This is a genomic window from Arenibacter sp. S6351L (genome assembly GCF_023016025.1).
GTDB lineage: Bacteria > Bacteroidota > Bacteroidia > Flavobacteriales > Flavobacteriaceae > Arenibacter > Arenibacter algicola_B.
Window position 1 is genome coordinate 34,200 of record NZ_JALKBB010000037.1, and the last position, 16,416, is coordinate 50,615.

14 protein-coding genes are annotated in these 16,416 nt (G+C 32.8%); all 14 read left to right on the plus strand.

Translation table 11 applies throughout. The features are described 5' to 3' along the window. On the plus strand, positions 1–1,200 hold the full coding sequence (locus MWU82_RS21755) for a glycosyltransferase family 4 protein (protein ID WP_247097897.1): 1,200 nt from the start codon (positions 1–3) through the stop codon (positions 1,198–1,200). 125 nt (positions 1,201–1,325) lie between these two features. Beyond that, positions 1,326–1,940, plus strand: a complete 615-nt coding sequence (locus tag MWU82_RS21760) for a sugar transferase (RefSeq protein ID WP_247097898.1) — start codon at positions 1,326–1,328, stop codon at positions 1,938–1,940. 378 nt (positions 1,941–2,318) lie between these two features. Then, positions 2,319–3,437, plus strand: a complete 1,119-nt coding sequence (locus tag MWU82_RS21765; RefSeq protein ID WP_247097899.1) for a glycosyltransferase family 4 protein — start codon at positions 2,319–2,321, stop codon at positions 3,435–3,437. Between the two features lie 13 nt (positions 3,438–3,450). Continuing rightward, positions 3,451–4,467 carry a GNAT family N-acetyltransferase gene (locus MWU82_RS21770; protein ID WP_247097900.1) on the plus strand — a complete coding sequence of 339 codons (1,017 nt, stop codon included), beginning with the start codon at positions 3,451–3,453 and terminating at the stop codon, positions 4,465–4,467. A gap of 19 nt (positions 4,468–4,486) precedes the next feature. Beyond that, on the plus strand, positions 4,487–5,317 hold the full coding sequence (locus MWU82_RS21775) for a hypothetical protein (protein ID WP_247097901.1): 831 nt from the start codon (positions 4,487–4,489) through the stop codon (positions 5,315–5,317). A 50-nt stretch (positions 5,318–5,367) separates the two neighbouring features. After that, entirely contained in the window at positions 5,368–6,408 is a 1,041-nt protein-coding gene (locus MWU82_RS24405) for a peptidoglycan bridge formation glycyltransferase FemA/FemB family protein (RefSeq protein WP_247097902.1), read from the plus strand. 10 nt (positions 6,409–6,418) lie between these two features. Beyond that, the gene (locus tag MWU82_RS21785) at positions 6,419–7,669 is read left to right on the plus strand and encodes a GNAT family N-acetyltransferase (RefSeq protein WP_247097903.1); all 1,251 of its coding nucleotides are present in this window, start codon (positions 6,419–6,421) and stop codon (positions 7,667–7,669) included. Between the two features lie 189 nt (positions 7,670–7,858). Then, positions 7,859–8,863, plus strand: coding sequence for a GNAT family N-acetyltransferase (locus MWU82_RS21790; protein WP_247097904.1), 1,005 nt, complete (start codon positions 7,859–7,861; stop codon positions 8,861–8,863). Between the two features lie 61 nt (positions 8,864–8,924). Beyond that, entirely contained in the window at positions 8,925–10,112 is a 1,188-nt protein-coding gene (locus tag MWU82_RS21795; protein ID WP_247097905.1) for a GNAT family N-acetyltransferase, read from the plus strand. Positions 10,113–10,125: 13 nt separating this feature from the next. Continuing rightward, positions 10,126–11,349, plus strand: a complete 1,224-nt coding sequence (locus MWU82_RS21800; protein WP_247097906.1) for a GNAT family N-acetyltransferase — start codon at positions 10,126–10,128, stop codon at positions 11,347–11,349. A 12-nt stretch (positions 11,350–11,361) separates the two neighbouring features. Next, positions 11,362–12,513, plus strand: a complete 1,152-nt coding sequence (locus MWU82_RS21805; RefSeq protein WP_247097907.1) for a GNAT family N-acetyltransferase — start codon at positions 11,362–11,364, stop codon at positions 12,511–12,513. Positions 12,514–12,530: 17 nt separating this feature from the next. Continuing rightward, the gene (locus MWU82_RS21810) at positions 12,531–13,736 is read left to right on the plus strand and encodes a GNAT family N-acetyltransferase (protein WP_247097908.1); all 1,206 of its coding nucleotides are present in this window, start codon (positions 12,531–12,533) and stop codon (positions 13,734–13,736) included. 198 nt (positions 13,737–13,934) lie between these two features. Then, positions 13,935–14,762, plus strand: a complete 828-nt coding sequence (locus tag MWU82_RS21815; protein ID WP_247097909.1) for a cupin-like domain-containing protein — start codon at positions 13,935–13,937, stop codon at positions 14,760–14,762. Positions 14,763–15,095: 333 nt separating this feature from the next. Next, on the plus strand, positions 15,096–16,247 hold the full coding sequence (locus tag MWU82_RS21820) for a GNAT family N-acetyltransferase (RefSeq protein WP_247097910.1): 1,152 nt from the start codon (positions 15,096–15,098) through the stop codon (positions 16,245–16,247). Positions 16,248–16,416 lie beyond the last annotated feature (169 nt).

Here is a 16,416-nt window from a genome sequence, read left to right on the forward strand (position 1 = left end):
ATGAGAGTTATTTTTTTAGGTCTTGCCGTTCCCAATATGAACGAATATCACAATATGTTTACCGAGCTAGTGGTAGAATTCCGCAATAATGGACATGATATAATGGTAGTGGCCCCTACCTATGACGAAAAGGTATTTGGAATGCAGATAGAGGACGGTATTCCAACCTTACGTGTACCTACTTTGGAATTGTTCGGTGTTGGGAAAATACAAAAAGGATTGGCCACCCTCCTGCTCCCCTATCAATATAAGAGGGCTTTAAAAAAATCTAAAATAGATTTGAATTTTGATTTGGTAATGATGCCTACCCCTCCCATTACCTTGGTAAATGTGGCCAGTTGGTTAAAGCGGAAATACGGTTCCAAAATGTATTTGATCCTTCGTGATATATTTCCGCAAAATGCTCTGGATTTAGGTATGATGAACCCCAGAGGTTTAGCCTATACCTATTTTAGAAAAAAAGAAAAGGAAATGTATAATGCTTCAGACTATATTGGATGCATGTCTCCAGGGAATATAGATTATGTAAAAAAGCATAATCCTGAACAAGACGCCAACAAACTACATCTGTTGCCCAATTGGGCATGGCTTCAACCTAATTTAGAGCAACAGGAGATAATTAAGATAAAGGAGCAATACGATCTTTTGGACAAATTTATTGTTGTTTTTGGGGGTAATATTGGCAAGCCCCAAAAAATGGAAAATATAGTGGCACTTGCCAAGTCCTGTTCCTCCAATAAGGAAATCTTTTTTTTGATAATTGGGGGCGGGAACGAAAAAGAACATTTGGACAAGATGATTCTACAAGAAGGTTTAAGCAATGTTCGGGTAAAAGACTTTTTAAGTAGGGAAGAATTCTTTAAAGTTTTACAAATTGCCGATGTGGGTCTTATATCTTTAAGTGAGAATTTCACCATTCCTAATATACCTTCCAAATCTTTGGTCTATTTTAATGCAAAAGTACCTATTTTGGCCTCAGTGGACTTAAATACCGACTTTGGCACCCAATTGGAAAACATTGGGGCCGGTCTTTGGGCCGAAGCGGGAAAAACCGAAATCCTGAAGGAAAAATTAATGCAATTGTACAAGAATCCCGACAAACGAAAAAAAATGGGCGAGAATGGGTATCTATACTTTAAAAATAACCTTTTAGCATCCATGGCCTATGAAAAGATAATTTCACGGGTTAAAAACACTTAAGAATACGCTACAGGCAATAGTAAAAGTAAAATGGTGATTAATCCATTAATTTGAGGGGTTCGTCCATGAAACAATTGACGAACAGAAAATAAGTACTTTCTTTGTATACCTGAAAGACAATTTAAATGTATAAAAACTTTTTTAAACGGATACTTGACTTCTTCATAGCTATAATTATGTTGACTCTGTTGAGTCCAATTTTTGTATTGCTTACTGTGTTGTTGTTCATTTTTAACGATGGCCAGGTGTTTTTTCTTCAAAAACGGCCTGGTAAAAATGAACGTATTTTTAGTATTATTAAGTTTAAGACCATGAACGACAAAAAGGATGCTGAAGGCAATCTTCTTCCCGATGGCGACAGATTGACCTCGGTAGGCAAAATCGTCAGAAAAACGTCCATGGACGAAATTCCACAGCTGATCAATATTCTAAAAGGGGACATGAGCCTTATAGGTCCACGCCCCTTGCTGATACAATACTTACCAGTTTACACGGAAAGGGAAAAGCAAAGACACTCCGTATTACCGGGTATCACAGGGCTTTCACAAGTTTCGGGTAGAAATAACCTGGGTTGGGACGAGCGTTTGAACATGGACGTAGAATATGTGGAAAACATGTCTTTTCTTCTTGACCTAAAAATATTTCTTAAAACCATAAAAAATGTAATTACCTCCAAAGACGTAGCCGTTGATTCCTTTACTGTAATGCCGACTTTAGATGATTTTAGAAAGACTCCATGATTTATTCGGGTCAGTAAAAGCAGAGCTAATCAATGCCAAAGATCTTTTTGAAGTTATTATAATTAGAGTTTCCAAAATTTACATTGTTACTCCAATTATTGAGCTACTTATTAGAGTTGCTCGGTGACCTAGTACTGACTTCAAAAACAGTAATTCGTAATTCAGATTGAATTTTTCTGGAAGCATAAAAAATAGGATAATAAGAGAATAAGTTGCACATCCACATTTTAGGTGGCCAATTAAACATAAAAGAGTTTTCTAAAAACAGTTATAGATTGCAGAAATAAAATTGAATTAACAACCTATAAACTAATCGCTAAAAATGTTCGTTAATAAGAAAGTAAGCACTAAAAATATGGCCCTAAAATAAAATCAACAATGAGAGTCCTTTTTTTACTTAGTAGAATTGAAAAGAGCGGTGTAACCTTAAATACGCTGGACTTGGCTCAGGGTTTGGTTAACCAGGGCCATCAATTATTGTTGATTACAGGTGGAATAACGGACGGTGACAATGATTACTTGGTTAAAATTGAAAATGACTTTAAAAATATAGGAACAGAAATTAAAACTTTTAAAACCCCTAAGGGCAATATTTTAAGTAAGATTCTAATTTCTATAGGGGCGATATATCAGATATTAAATTGGATTCGGGAACTTAAGCCCGATGTAATTCATTCCCAGTCGCCTTATATGACCTTTTTGCCTTGGTTATTAAGAAAGCCGTTTATAACCACAGTTCATAATGTGCAATTGGTGAAAAACCTTAAATATAAAAATCCAACCGAATTAATTGCCATCAGTCGGGAATCCAAAGAATATGCGATAAAGACATTAGGAGCTAAACCTGATAGTGTTTCCGTAATATGTCATGGGGTTTCAAAGAGATTCTCTGAAATAACTCCTGGAAAAGAGTTATCACTTTTAAAAAATAAATACAATATTCCAGGGAATAAAATAGTTATAGGCTTTGTAGGCAGGATAACCAAGGAAAAAGGACTGGATGTTCTAATTACCGCCGTGGAAAAATACCTTCCCAAAACAACAGTCGATAATGTGCATTTGGTGTTTTTGGGAGATTATTGGTTTGAATCCGATAAAATATGGTTAAAGGAAATTATTGACAATTCAATTTTACAAAATTCAATTAGTATAGTGCCTTTTCAAGACCCGAAACCATTCTACGAACTGTTCCATATTTTTGTGCTTCCCTCAAAATCGGAAGCTTTTGGCTTGGTATCCATAGAAGCCATGATGAGCAACTGTTGCACTATTAGAACCGACACAAATGGAGCTCTGGACCAGATTGAAGATGGAAAGGATGGGTATATCTTTGCCAACGGCAATGCCAAAGAATTAGGGGATATCCTTTTAAACGTAATAGAAAATAAGGAACTAAGGGATACCATTGCAACTAATGGAAGGCGGAAAGCATTGGAAAATTTCACGATTGAGGCCATGACAATAAAGACCTTGAGCATTTATAATAAAATGATTTAACATATTTGGATACATGCTAAATATTATTACAGAGAAGAACGATTGGGAAAAAGTAATGGATCAGCTAGGTGTTTTTGACTTTTACCACACTTATGACTATCATCATCTATCCAAAAACGATGGAGAGAAACCTTTGCTTTTGGTATATACCAAAGATAATCTTATCATAGCCCTTCCGCTACTGATTCGTCAAATATTTAATACAGACTATTTCGACGCTACTTCTGTCTATGGATATGTTGGTCCACTAAGTAACAATACTACAGAAAACCAAGAATTTAAAGAGTATCAAAGTTGTCTTAACGAGTATTTTAAAAGCAACAACATCATTTCAGTATTTTCTCGTCTTAATCCGTATATCCCACAACAGTTGGAAATACTGTCCGGTATAGGTGAGGTTAAGTCCATTGGGAATATAGTAAACATAGACCTTACCCAAAGCTTGGAAGTGCAGCGGTCCGCCTACAGAAGGGATACCCGTAGTAGAATTAATAAGGCCAGACGATTATGTTCCGTAAGGAAAGCTGAGAGTACTGAGGACATTAAGAGTTTTATAGATATCTATTTGGAGACCATGAGGAAATTGGACGCCAATACTTCCTACTTCTTCGACGAAGATTATTTTTTTAACTTCTTGCAATGCAAAGGATTCAAGACAGATATTCTTTTGGCTATTCACAATGAAACTAATAACGTGATTGCAGGATCCATGTTCGTTAAAACAAACAATATAATTCAATATCACCTTTCCGGCACCAAAACCGAGTATTTAAACATTGCGCCTTCTAGGTTATTATTGGACGAAATGCGGCTTCTTGGTTCCGAAGAAAAGTACACCTATTTTAATCTTGGAGGCGGCTATCACAGCAAGGAAGATGCATTATTTAATTTTAAGTCCTCCTTTTCCAATGACATAAAACTGTTTAGTGTTTGGAAAGTAATAGTGGACGAGAATATTTATGGCCAACTACAGAAAGATGCCAATATAAGTGAAACCGACTTTTTTCCGGCTTATAGAGCCAATAATTAAGAATCTAAAAAATACCTAAATGATCATTTTTATTGTACCAATTAAAAGTGCCCAGATTTCCTCTAATTGGGAAGTGTTTTCCATTTTAGTGGAAAGGACCATGAAATCTATTTGCCAACAGACTAGTGACGACTTCAAGGTAGTAGCCGTATGTCATGAAATCCCAAAACTTAATTATCAACATCCCTCGCTAGAATTCATACAAGTTGATTTTGATCCCCCAACTCCTGAAAACATACAAAAACTTCAGTCCGATGATCCGCTGAACTACAGAAATGCTGCCAAGGAAGCCGACAAAGCGAAAAAAATAATGTTCGGAATAGAATATTCCAATAAATATAAGGCATCACATTTTATGGTAGTGGATGCCGACGATTGTATTAGTAACAATATTGCAAAATTCGTTAAAGAGGACAGCAGTAATGTGCCTGGGTGGTTTTTTAAAAAAGGATATATTTATAACGAGGGCAGCAATTTGATATTTCTAAACAAAAACACATTTAACGTATTGTGCGGGACCTGTATAGTTATAAGATCGGAATATGTAGGTCAATTGCTACAGGAAAAGCCGTACCCACTCTTTAATCATGATTTTACCACACTGAGTACTGGTGAAAAGATGCAACCATTACCATTTCCCGGGGCCATTTACAGCATTGGGAATACAGAAAATTATTGTAGCACCCCAGAGGCTGTAAAAAAGATGAACTCCTACAGCTTCCTTACAAAGGACTTCTTCGAAAACATTATCCGAAAATTAATGAAGTACAGGCTTAAGTTTGTGACAAAAGGACTCCGTAAGGAATTTGGTTTAACCAAATTGGATTTTACCTCGGTCTTTAATAAATAAATGCCGCAATTGCACAACAAGTACATTTTGTATAAATAATACTCTGATAAGTGATCGAAATCATTATAAATAAGAACCAATGGGATGCCGTTCTAAAGACGGTAGATGTCTTTGATTTTTATCATACCTATGATTATCACCACATATCCAAGAAAGAAGGAGAACATCCTATTTTAATTAAATATTCGGAAAAAGGTGTTGTCATTGCTCTCCCGTTTCTACTACGCAAGGTTCCGGAGTCCAAATTTCAGGATTTCACATCCGTATATGGATATGCGGGGCCCATAACTAAAGGAATTGATGAAAATTTTAACAATTCCGAATTTTTGAAAGAGTTCAAGAATTATTTAGTAAATAATAATATTATTTCAGTCTTTTCGAGATTAAATCCCTTCATCCCTTTTCAAAACATCTGTTTACAAGGTTTTGGTGAAATATCTGCCTTGAGCCACATTGTAAATATTGATATAACCAGGAATTTAGAAGAACAAAAACATTCTTATCACAAAAGATTAAGGACCCATATCAACAAAGCTCGCAGGGAATGCTATGTGAAATCTGCAGAAACCAAGGAGGAAGTATTGGAATACATTGATCTCTATTATGCCAATATGGAAAGGGTAAATGCAAAAAAAGACTATTTTTTTGACCATGAATATTTTTTTCAACTCTTAGATTCAAAAGATTTTAATACAAGGATACTTTTGGCCATTGAAAAGGAAACCCAAAATATTATTGCAGGTGCTATGTTTATTGAGACCAATAAAATAGTCCAATATCACCTGTCCGGATCCGACTTCGCATATCTAAACCTGTTTCCGATAAAGTTATTAATTGATGAAATGCGTATTATTGCCAGCAACAAAAATTATAAGTTCTTTAATCTTGGTGGCGGGGTAGGTAGTAAAGAGGACTCTCTATTTCATTTTAAATCCAGTTTTTCCCAAGACTTTAAGAATTTTACTATTTGGAAATGTGTAAGCGATATTGAAAAGTATGAAGCTTTAATTGTGGAAAAAATGAAGCCAAACTGTGATAATTTTGTAAAAAATTGCACCTATTTCTTTCCCTGTTACCGGTGTAAGTCTTAAATAATATATTATGAACAGAAATCCGTTTTCTTCGAAAACGTATACCAGTACTTGGCTTAGACATTTCTATTCAAACGGCCGTGAAATTTCCTTTCCTTTTTTGAACGGAACTTCATTCTATAAACTTCCTTTTTTTCCTTTATATATGAACGTAGGAAGGAATCTTACTAAAGGCATAAGCTATACATTTTCAAAAGAAAGCTTAACAAAGGAAGCCAAAAATAAAGTACTGCTCATCTATGATGTTCCAGAATATATGAACAAATCCCAAGGCATTGACATTAACAAAAAATATGCCCTGGATAGCATTACCCAATATCCTGGTTTTTTAATAGACCTAAAGTCTTTCCAGGACATCAATAATTATATGTCTGCAACCTTTAGTAAAAGCAGTAGGTACAAGCTAAATAAATATAAAAAAAAATTAGAGTCTTGTTTCAACATTAAATACAAGATGTATCATGGACATATCAACAAAGATGAGTACGATCATATTTTTGATGAGTTTGAGAAATTATTGAGAAAAAGATTTTTACAAAAAGAAATAACCAATAACAATTTGGACCCAAAGGAATGGAACTTTTATAAAGACGTAACTTACCCAATGATCTTAGAGAACGATGCCACCTTGTTCGTAACCTATAATGAAAATCAAATTATTGGTGTAACCCTAAATTATATTCATAGCAATACCCTAATTGATGCCATAACTGTTTTTGATGTTGACTACTCCAAATTTAATTTGGGCTCCGTAAACATCATGAAACTGATTGAATGGTGTTTGGAAAACAAATTTGACAAACTGGATTTTTCCAAAGGATACTTTGACTATAAAAAAAGATGGAGTAATCTAGAGTACAAATTTGAATACCACCTAATTTATAATAAAAATGCCATTCTTCCGAGAACTATTGCCTTTGTTATTAAAAATTACTTCAGAGCAAAACAGTATTTGCGGGATAAAAAATTAAATGATAGGATTCATAAAATTAAATTCTTACTTAATAAGAATTCCACAAAACAAAATGTGCAACTCGGATTTACATTTGAAGAGTTGACCGAACTTTCCACCAACCATGAATTAAAGGAAATCTTTTTGTCAACAGAAAAAAACCACTCGCTAAAAACAGCCCTTTTCGAATACTTATATCTCAATAACGAATCTATAAGCAACCTAAGGACATTTAAGGTCTTCAATACTGAAGATACCTATATATTTCAAACTGAAAGTAAGACAACAAAAGTACAACTGGAACGTTAAAATACAGCAATGACCCATAAAGTGCTTTCAATTATTTTTAAGCTTATTATACTAAAATACAAAGGGTTAACAATCCTATTGAGCGTTAACAAGTATTAGGTTACCACTCTATACCCACGCGATCCCTCTAATACTTCTAATATGCTATTTTATGAAAATATTTGAAACAAATTAGTAAAAAATAAAAAAATGGATACTATAACCCGGACAAAATCTAGTCGAAACGAGGAAGTGATTTCAAAATTAGGTTTCCTATATTCCATTTTTGTCGAAAACCATATTCCTCCCTACTATCAAGAAGCCATTGTTAATACGCTTGATAACAATCGTATAACATTACCTGCAGGACAATCACCTATAAAAGGAAATAGTAGTGTAGTTCTGGTTCCTAATATACCTGACTATTTAAATGTGTCCTTAAACCTTGGAGAAGCCGGTATGAAGTGTAAAAAGGCTAGTCAATATCAAGGATTTTTGGTGCATTTAAAAGACGGTATAGACAGCAAGACTTATCTTTCAGAACAGTTGAGTAAAAGGAATATAAAGAATTTATACGCCAAACAACGAAAATTAGAAGCAGGGCATAAAATTTCATATATCTTTCATTACGGCGATATCTCAAAAGAACATTATGATTTTCTTTTTACAGAATTTTACACCATGCTTAAAAGGAGATTTTTGGAAAAAAAAATGTACAACAACAATTTGCTAAATTGGAAATTTTATTATGATTTGGCTTACCCAATGATATTGGAAAAAAAAGCTTCCTTATTCGTTATTTATGATGGGGAAAAACCTATTACCCTGACTTTAAACTTTCATTTAAAGGATATTGTTTTCAGTTATATTCAAACGTATGACATAGACTATTCCCATTACAACATGGGAGATATTAGTATGGTAAAACATATAGAATGGTGCCAAAAGAATGAATTTTCGGTTTTTGATCTTGCCATGGGACAAACAGATTACAAATTAAAGTGGTGCAATCATGTTTATAATTTTGAACATCACCTTTTTTTTAATCCCGGATCAGCTTATTCCAGTTTGAAATCTTACCTCCTATCCCAAAAATTACGTTTAAGACAATATCTAAGGGACAAGGATATTATTGGCAAGAGGTTTCAAATGGACAAATTTTTATTTAAAAGACGGGTTAAAAGATTGAACAATTTTAATTGGAAGGAATCTTAGGTCAACTTACCTATTTATGCTATACTGAGTTATTAAATTGGATTTAATATTGCCTGAGGATATGACTTCTTTTAAAATAAAAAAATTAAATTTCTTGACCATTTTTTTGGAGAACAGGTCCTTAAATTCCTTTTATTCCTGCATAACCAATGTTTTTTCCGGGCAGGTTGAGTTCCTGAATAATTCTGCAACCCAGCCTCCTAAAAATATAATACTTGTTAAAGATGTTCCGGATTATCTGGATGCACAACTTAATGAGGACTATGGTTGGAAAATAAAAAAATTGAAAACATTTAAAGGAAGTCTAATAAATTTAAATAACTACAAAGACGAAACTGATTATTTATTAAAAACTTTTAGCACTAGTAGAAGGTCTAAATTTAGAACCAATCAGAAACGACTCGAGAAATGTTTTAATATTTCATATAAAACCTACTATGGACACATTGAAAAAAATGAGTACGAGTACTTGTTCGATAATTTTCTTGAATTAATAAATCGCAGGTTCGACCAAAAACAGCTCATAAACGATGATTTAGTACGATGGAAAGTATACCGTGATATAGCCTACCCATTAATCCTAAATAAGGAAGCCTGTTTATTCGTAATTTACGACGGGGACAAACCTATTAGTATAAGCTTTAATCCCATTCATGGGAAGACCATTTTTGGCTATATACGTGGATATGATATTGATTATGGAAAATTTTATATCGGTTTTACGGACATCATCATTCAACTAAAATGGTGCTTTGAAAACAATATTACCACATTTGACCTTTTGAAAGGAGAATATGAGTATAAATCCCAGTGGACAGATACCGAATATTATTTTGAAAAGCACATTATATTTAATTCATCCTTCTTATTTCCAGACCTATGGGCTAAAATGATTATTTTCAAAATCAAAACCATGTACCTTTTAATAAACCTCTTGAAAAAATGGAAGTTGCACCTTGTATATGGAAAAATTAAATCCTATTTGAGACGACCGAACATTGATTCTAAAAAAACTATATCCAAATTCGAAATATGTATAGAAAACGATCCTGAGTTACCCAAAGCAAGTGCTTTTATGAAAATGGACATTTCCGATAAAAGACTAGAGCAGGTTAAAATGTACATATACAATTTTTTATATCAAAATCAAGAATCAATTAACGATATAGTCGTTTTAAACCTAATAGATTCTCAAAATACCTTTCTCATCAAAGGGACAAACAATAGTCAAAAAATTACGGTAAATTAAATAAGCCATTTGTATGATTCCTTCGAAACCTGCAACAAACCTTGAACAGCTTCATTTTTTTGAACTTTTTTTGGCCAAACGGAATTTAGAACCCTTCTATACCAGAATATACAATTCATTTTCAAAGAAAATTATTTACGACAGGTCTATCCCCCAAAAAAACTACCTCAGTAAAAAAACTATCATCATAAAGGATGTTCCCGACTATTTGGAGGTTGAGATTCCAAATGAAAATAATAGTCTAAAAATAAAAAAAGTCAGCACCTATGAGGGATATGCCATTAATATTCAACCTTATATCCACATCAATGAATACTTATCCGAAAACTTTGGAAAAGCAAGCAGATCAAAGTTAAGGCGATATCAAAATAGATTGGAAAATTGCTTTAACATTTCTTATAAAATGTATTATGGTGAAATAGCGAAAGATGAATTTTCTTTTCTTTTTAATGAATTAAGGAGTATGCTTGAAAAACGCTTTACCCAAAAAAAAGAAGATAACTATGAACTACAGAATTGGGAAAAGTACCAAAATCTAATATTCCCATTGATAAATGATAAAAAGGCTTCCATATTTGTAATCTACGACGGCCGAAAACCAATTGATATTTGCGTTAACTTAATCTATGACAAGATAGTCTACTCCAGCCTCAGTAGTTATGATATTAATTATGCTGCCTTCAGCATGGGCTCAATAGATATGATAAAGCTTATAGAATGGTGTATTGAAAACAAATTTGAAACCATAGATCTGCTTAAGGGGTATTATTATTACAAACAAAAATGGATCAACAAAATCTACGGTTATCAAAATCATTTTATTTACGATACCACGTCTTTAGGAACGGCATTCTATGCCAATTTTAAAGCATTATCCTCCAAATACTTCTATCTTTTATTTCAATTATTCAAACGATGGAAATTTGATGAATTCTACCACAATTATAAACGAAAAATTTATAAACCCGATTTACCAGAAGTGGACTTAAACCAACCAAAAAGCTCACGGTATATTCAAGATAAAGAAATCCCAACAGAATATGATTTGAATGAAATTAATTTGGACAATCCAAAATATAATTATCTTAAAAAAACTCTTTACGATTTTTTATATACAAGCCACGAGTCAATAAATACGGTAAAAATATTAGAACTAAAAAATTTCAAAAGCTCTTTTATTTTTAAGGGAAAATTAAAAAATATCGAGGTCGTTTTCACGGACCAAGCCGGTAAATAGAAAATAAGATTTATGAGGATAAAAAAAATCGACTTATTTGCAGAATTGTTCGAAAAGGAAAATGGCCTTCCTGAAATTTTTGCAGGCATGGAATTCGACACAAATAATATTGCCAAGTATTCCCCTTCTATCAAAAAAAAATTTTCCACAGGTTACTACCTTAAATTTGTACCGGACTATTTGGTGTTTCCTTTGGTAGACGAATCTCTTTTTCTTTACAAAAAATTAATCCACGTAAAAGGTTATTCAATTAAACTTGATGATGTTACCGATGTTAATAGTTATATAAAAACTCAATTCAAATCCAATGCCAAAACAATTAATAGGTATGTAAATCGACTGGAATCCTGCTTCAACATAGAATATAAAATGTTCTACGGTGAGATTGACGAGGATAATTATAACTTTATAATGGATTCATTGTTCTTTATGATGCGAAAAAGATTTAGTCAACTTCAAGTTAACAATGAAAGTGAAGCAAAATGGGAACATACTAGGGCAATACTTTATGACCTAATTCAATTAAAAAGGGCCTCCTTATTTGTCATCTATGCCGATTCAAAACCTATAGAAATTTCCATCAATTATCATCTTAAAGGTATCCTTTTCAGTTCTATATCATCATATGATATTGACTATTCCAAATTTGGACTTGGTCATGTTGAAATAGTAAAGCAATTGGAATGGTGTCTGGCAAATAACCATAAGATTTTTGAAATGGGCAGGGGAGATTTGGATTATAAACGCCGTTGGAGCAACCAGATTTATAATTTTGAACATCATATTGTATATCTGAAAGATTCGTTCTATGGAAGATTATGGAGCATAAAGGAAGTGGGGTTGAATCGACTTAAAGCCTACCTGAAATCGAAAAATATAGATCTCATTTTAAAAAACATAAAAGATAAGTTATCGCCCAAATGTGATAAAAATGGTTTTATAGAGTATAAAGTTGAAACATTAAATACTAATTTTTCGGAGATAAATATCCCGCCTATTGATCTTGACCAAGAAGCCCATGCACATCTAAAAAAATATGTTTACGACTTTTTATATTCCAATATAGAGCATATCTCACAAATAAAAATTTTTTGCCTGGAAGAAGGAAAAGCTTACATCATAAAAGGCGAGAAAACAAGTGTGAAAATCTATTTGGAAAACTAAATTATAAATAATTACTGATGCCAAAATATGCCTTGGATTTTTATTTTGACCTTTTCGAGAAAGGAATATTTCCGGAGGTGGTAGATAATGTTTTGTATTCCAGTGACAATAGTAAAATGCAAAGACCTCAAAAAAGTCCTACTGCCACTATGTTGCAAATGAACGGTTTGTTTTACCTAAATAATGTCCCAGATTATCTTGACCTAAAACTTAAACCAGGATACAAATCCAAAACATTCCCATTAGCGAAGGGATTTATGGCCGATTTAAGCGGTTACATGAATTTTTCTGATTATTTGAAAAATAACTTAAAGCCTAGACTAAGAACAGCGGTCAAAAGCAGCATTAGGCGCTTGGAGCTTAGTTTCAACATAACATATAGAGTTTTTTATGGTGAAATTAGTCAAGAGGAATATGATTCTTTGGTGAATAGCCTATATCACTTTATCCTAAGAAGGTTTGATGAACTTAAGGAAGAAAATGCAAGGATTAATGAATGGGAAAGATTTCACCAACTTTTCCTGCCATTGATCAGACAAAAAAAGGCGTCACTATTTGTTATTTATAATGATGGGAAACCTATAAATATATCGCTGAACTATCATTACGATAAGATTTTCTTTTATGCCATACCTGGATTTGATATTGATTATTCAAAATTTGGATTGGGACATATTATGCTTTACAAACAAATTGAATGGTGTTTCCAGAATAATTACAAACATTTTGATATGAGCATGGGAGATCTGGATTACAAAAGACAGTGGTGCACGAATGACTATTATTTTGAACGTCATTTAATTTACCTACCTAAATCCCTAAATCAGTCAATTCTGGCACAATTGGTAGTATTTAGTACAAAAATGAAACTTTATTTGAAGTCCAAAAATATTCATTTGATATATCTTCGATTGATTCGGCTATTAAAAGGTAAGAAGCCGATACCCGAACAGGAAACAACAACCGAATTGGGTAATATTCAAGCATATACAACACCATTGGAAAGTGTTGAATTGAAAGAATATATCCTGTGTGAAATCGATTTCAAAAACGAAAAATACTCTTTTCTTTTAAGGCATTTATATGATTATTTATTCACCCACCAATTACCTATAAATGACTTTATAGTGTACGAAATTAAGCCCAATAAGGAATATATCATTAATGGCCCCACAACTAAGCTCAAATTAGTTCTATCGGCAACCCGACCCGGTGACCAATAATTCCTTAAACAGAAATCATTAGCCTCCAGAAACCTCGGAATGGTCCTAAAGCAAAAATCCGACATTTGAAAAAATAAAACATCAAGAACCAGACCCTAATTAATTGACAGCTAAACAAATAGTACTTAATCGATTATTTAATTTTTATTCCATAAGATTTCCTAAATTTATATTATTCTAAATACTAATTATTAGAAAATGAATATTGTAAACGATATTTTAAACCGAAGTACTCCTATTGAAACCCTGGAATCAATAGACTATAATACTTTAAAAAATAATTATATAAATAAAAAAAAGCCTGTAGTAATTAAGGGTTTTGCTAGAAATTGGGGAGCTACAAAAAAATGGAATTTAGACTATTTTTTGGATCTTGAAGACGATAAGGATATTACCCTACTTTCCGGAAATTTCATTCAAGACGATAACCGTTATAAAAAATCAACCTTTAGAGATTATATATTGAAATTGAAGGATGCTGAAGTAAATCAACAAGCTGTAAAGGATTATCTGACTACCTTGGATATCTTTAACTACTTTCCCCATCTAAATGGTGATACCGATTTTTCAATTTTTGAAAAGTGCACTGCCGTAAACGATGTAACGGCTTGGATTGGTCCGAAAGGGACCATATCAGGTTTTCATAATGACACAGGAAAGAATTTATATGCCCAAATAAAGGGAAAGAAAATGTTTATCCTTTCCTCCACAAAATACAATCAACATTTATATCCCAGTGATAAATACATTAATGGTGCAGTTGCAAGCCAAGTGGACATAAATAATTTTTCCTCCGAAAAATTCCCCAAATTTATGGATGCGGAGTTTAAGAGCGTTATTCTAGAACCAGGCGATGCTCTTTATGTTCCTTCCATGTGGTGGCATTATGTCCAGTCCTTTGATACCTCTATAAGTATCAGTAATTTTGGTTATTCCCAGATAGAATTATTTTCCTTGAGAGTCCTCAATTTTTTACACAGGCGGGGTTTTTATAAATCAAAAAATTGTTTTTGCTGTAATAAATAATACAAAGTAGTTCGGTTATTAAAACTAATAGTATGTGAGTGCCAATTAGATTAGCATAGATAAGATTTACCTGAAACCATTGGCTATAAATATTAGAATTAACCAACTCAACATGCATTTAATTAATCTATATTCATTAGCACAAGGATAATATTACTATTTCCAAATCGTTTTATGAAGACCGTATTGATTTAATCTATTTCAATGTTGCATTATTTTTTAAGTTTTGGTGTTCTAAATTTCAACAATTAATCCAATTAAAAATAGGGTCGTAAAAAAACATAATACCCCTAAATGTTTCTATAACCCTTTTAATCTCCATTTTACAAATTCATGGTAAAAGTAAGACTAGAGCTTTTCTCAACCATTTTCGACAAACAAACCGTACCGGATTTCTATTCAAGTATAAGTTATGCAGATAATCTTATTGTTAATAAGCCAAGCACCTGTTCCTTTAATGGTAGCAAAGTGTATTCTGTAAACTTAGTACCTAGCTACATGAGTTGCAAGCTTTGTGACGAGCATTTATTCAATAGTAAAAAAATATCACAGCATAATTGGGGCTATGCCATTTTTTTAAATTCCGATTCAAATGCCGCTGGGTACTTGAAAAATAAATTCAATTCCAACTTTAGAACCAACCTAAACAGAAGTATTAGGCGCTTAGAGACATGTTTTGACATCCAATACAAAATGTATCATGGCGAAATTGCACTACATGACTACGAAGCCCTGATGGAATCATTACGAGTCATGCTGGTAAACAGATTCAGAGCCATAAATGAACCTAATAATAATCTACCTAAATGGAAAGATATTTGTGCGGAAACCTTTCCCTTGATCAACCAAAAAAAAGCGTCATTGTTTGTAATATATCATGGTGATAGACCCATTGAAATATCACTAAATTATCATTTGGACAAAATTTTATTCAGCTCCATTTCATCCTATGACTTGGACTATTCCAAATTCGGCTTGGGTCATATTGAAATTTATAAACAATTAGAATGGTGTTATTTAAACAATTACAATGTTTTTGAAATGGGTGTGGGCGGTATGGATTATAAACGGAGATGGAGCAATAACATATACAATTATGAACACCATATTTACTACAATAAATCTTTTTTAGCCAATTGTTATGCCTTCTTTGAAATCTCGAAAATAAAATTAAAAGAGTACCTAAAGTCCAAACAAATTCCTTTATACATTCAAAAGGTCAAATCCGCTCTTAGCCCTAGCAAAAATATAGATGATAAATCGGCAGGAGTGGTGAAAATAGAACAATTGGAGGCCAACGAAATACATAAGGACTTGATAAAGATAAATCTTGAAAATGAAGGTTTCTATCATCTAAGGAAACACGTTTACGACTTTATGTACAGTAATCCCGAAAATATAGCCAATGTTGGAATTTTTCAAATTAATGGTACAAACAGCTTTGTCATAAAAGGTTCTGATAAGCAAATCAAGGTCACTCTTTAGTATATCAAAAAAAACAATTTAATTTCTTTTCCCTAAAATAGCAAACTTCTTTTAAGACTATTACCATAAGAGTTTGAACTTGCAACAAAAAACGGGACAAAAAGTTAAGCTACATTTTTAAATTGCATTATTTGTTCAAATTCTAGTATTGTGCGGTTACCCAGAGCTG

Excerpts from the sequence above, each read along its gene's own strand:
- MWU82_RS21810 (WP_247097908.1), top strand. The coding sequence starts at position 12,531 with ATGCCAAAATATGCCTTGGATTTTTATTTTGACCTTTTCGAGAAAGGA.
- MWU82_RS21790 (WP_247097904.1), top strand. The coding sequence starts at position 7,859 with ATGGATACTATAACCCGGACAAAATCTAGTCGAAACGAGGAAGTGATT.
- MWU82_RS21765 (WP_247097899.1), top strand. The coding sequence starts at position 2,319 with ATGAGAGTCCTTTTTTTACTTAGTAGAATTGAAAAGAGCGGTGTAACC.
- MWU82_RS21785 (WP_247097903.1), top strand. The coding sequence starts at position 6,419 with ATGAACAGAAATCCGTTTTCTTCGAAAACGTATACCAGTACTTGGCTT.
- MWU82_RS21805 (WP_247097907.1), top strand. The coding sequence starts at position 11,362 with ATGAGGATAAAAAAAATCGACTTATTTGCAGAATTGTTCGAAAAGGAA.
- MWU82_RS21755 (WP_247097897.1), top strand. The coding sequence starts at position 1 with ATGAGAGTTATTTTTTTAGGTCTTGCCGTTCCCAATATGAACGAATAT.
- MWU82_RS21775 (WP_247097901.1), top strand. The coding sequence starts at position 4,487 with ATGATCATTTTTATTGTACCAATTAAAAGTGCCCAGATTTCCTCTAAT.
- MWU82_RS21820 (WP_247097910.1), top strand. The coding sequence starts at position 15,096 with ATGGTAAAAGTAAGACTAGAGCTTTTCTCAACCATTTTCGACAAACAA.
- MWU82_RS21800 (WP_247097906.1), top strand. The coding sequence starts at position 10,126 with ATGATTCCTTCGAAACCTGCAACAAACCTTGAACAGCTTCATTTTTTT.
- MWU82_RS21770 (WP_247097900.1), top strand. The coding sequence starts at position 3,451 with ATGCTAAATATTATTACAGAGAAGAACGATTGGGAAAAAGTAATGGAT.
- MWU82_RS21815 (WP_247097909.1), top strand. The coding sequence starts at position 13,935 with ATGAATATTGTAAACGATATTTTAAACCGAAGTACTCCTATTGAAACC.
- MWU82_RS21760 (WP_247097898.1), top strand. The coding sequence starts at position 1,326 with ATGTATAAAAACTTTTTTAAACGGATACTTGACTTCTTCATAGCTATA.
- MWU82_RS21795 (WP_247097905.1), top strand. The coding sequence starts at position 8,925 with ATGACTTCTTTTAAAATAAAAAAATTAAATTTCTTGACCATTTTTTTG.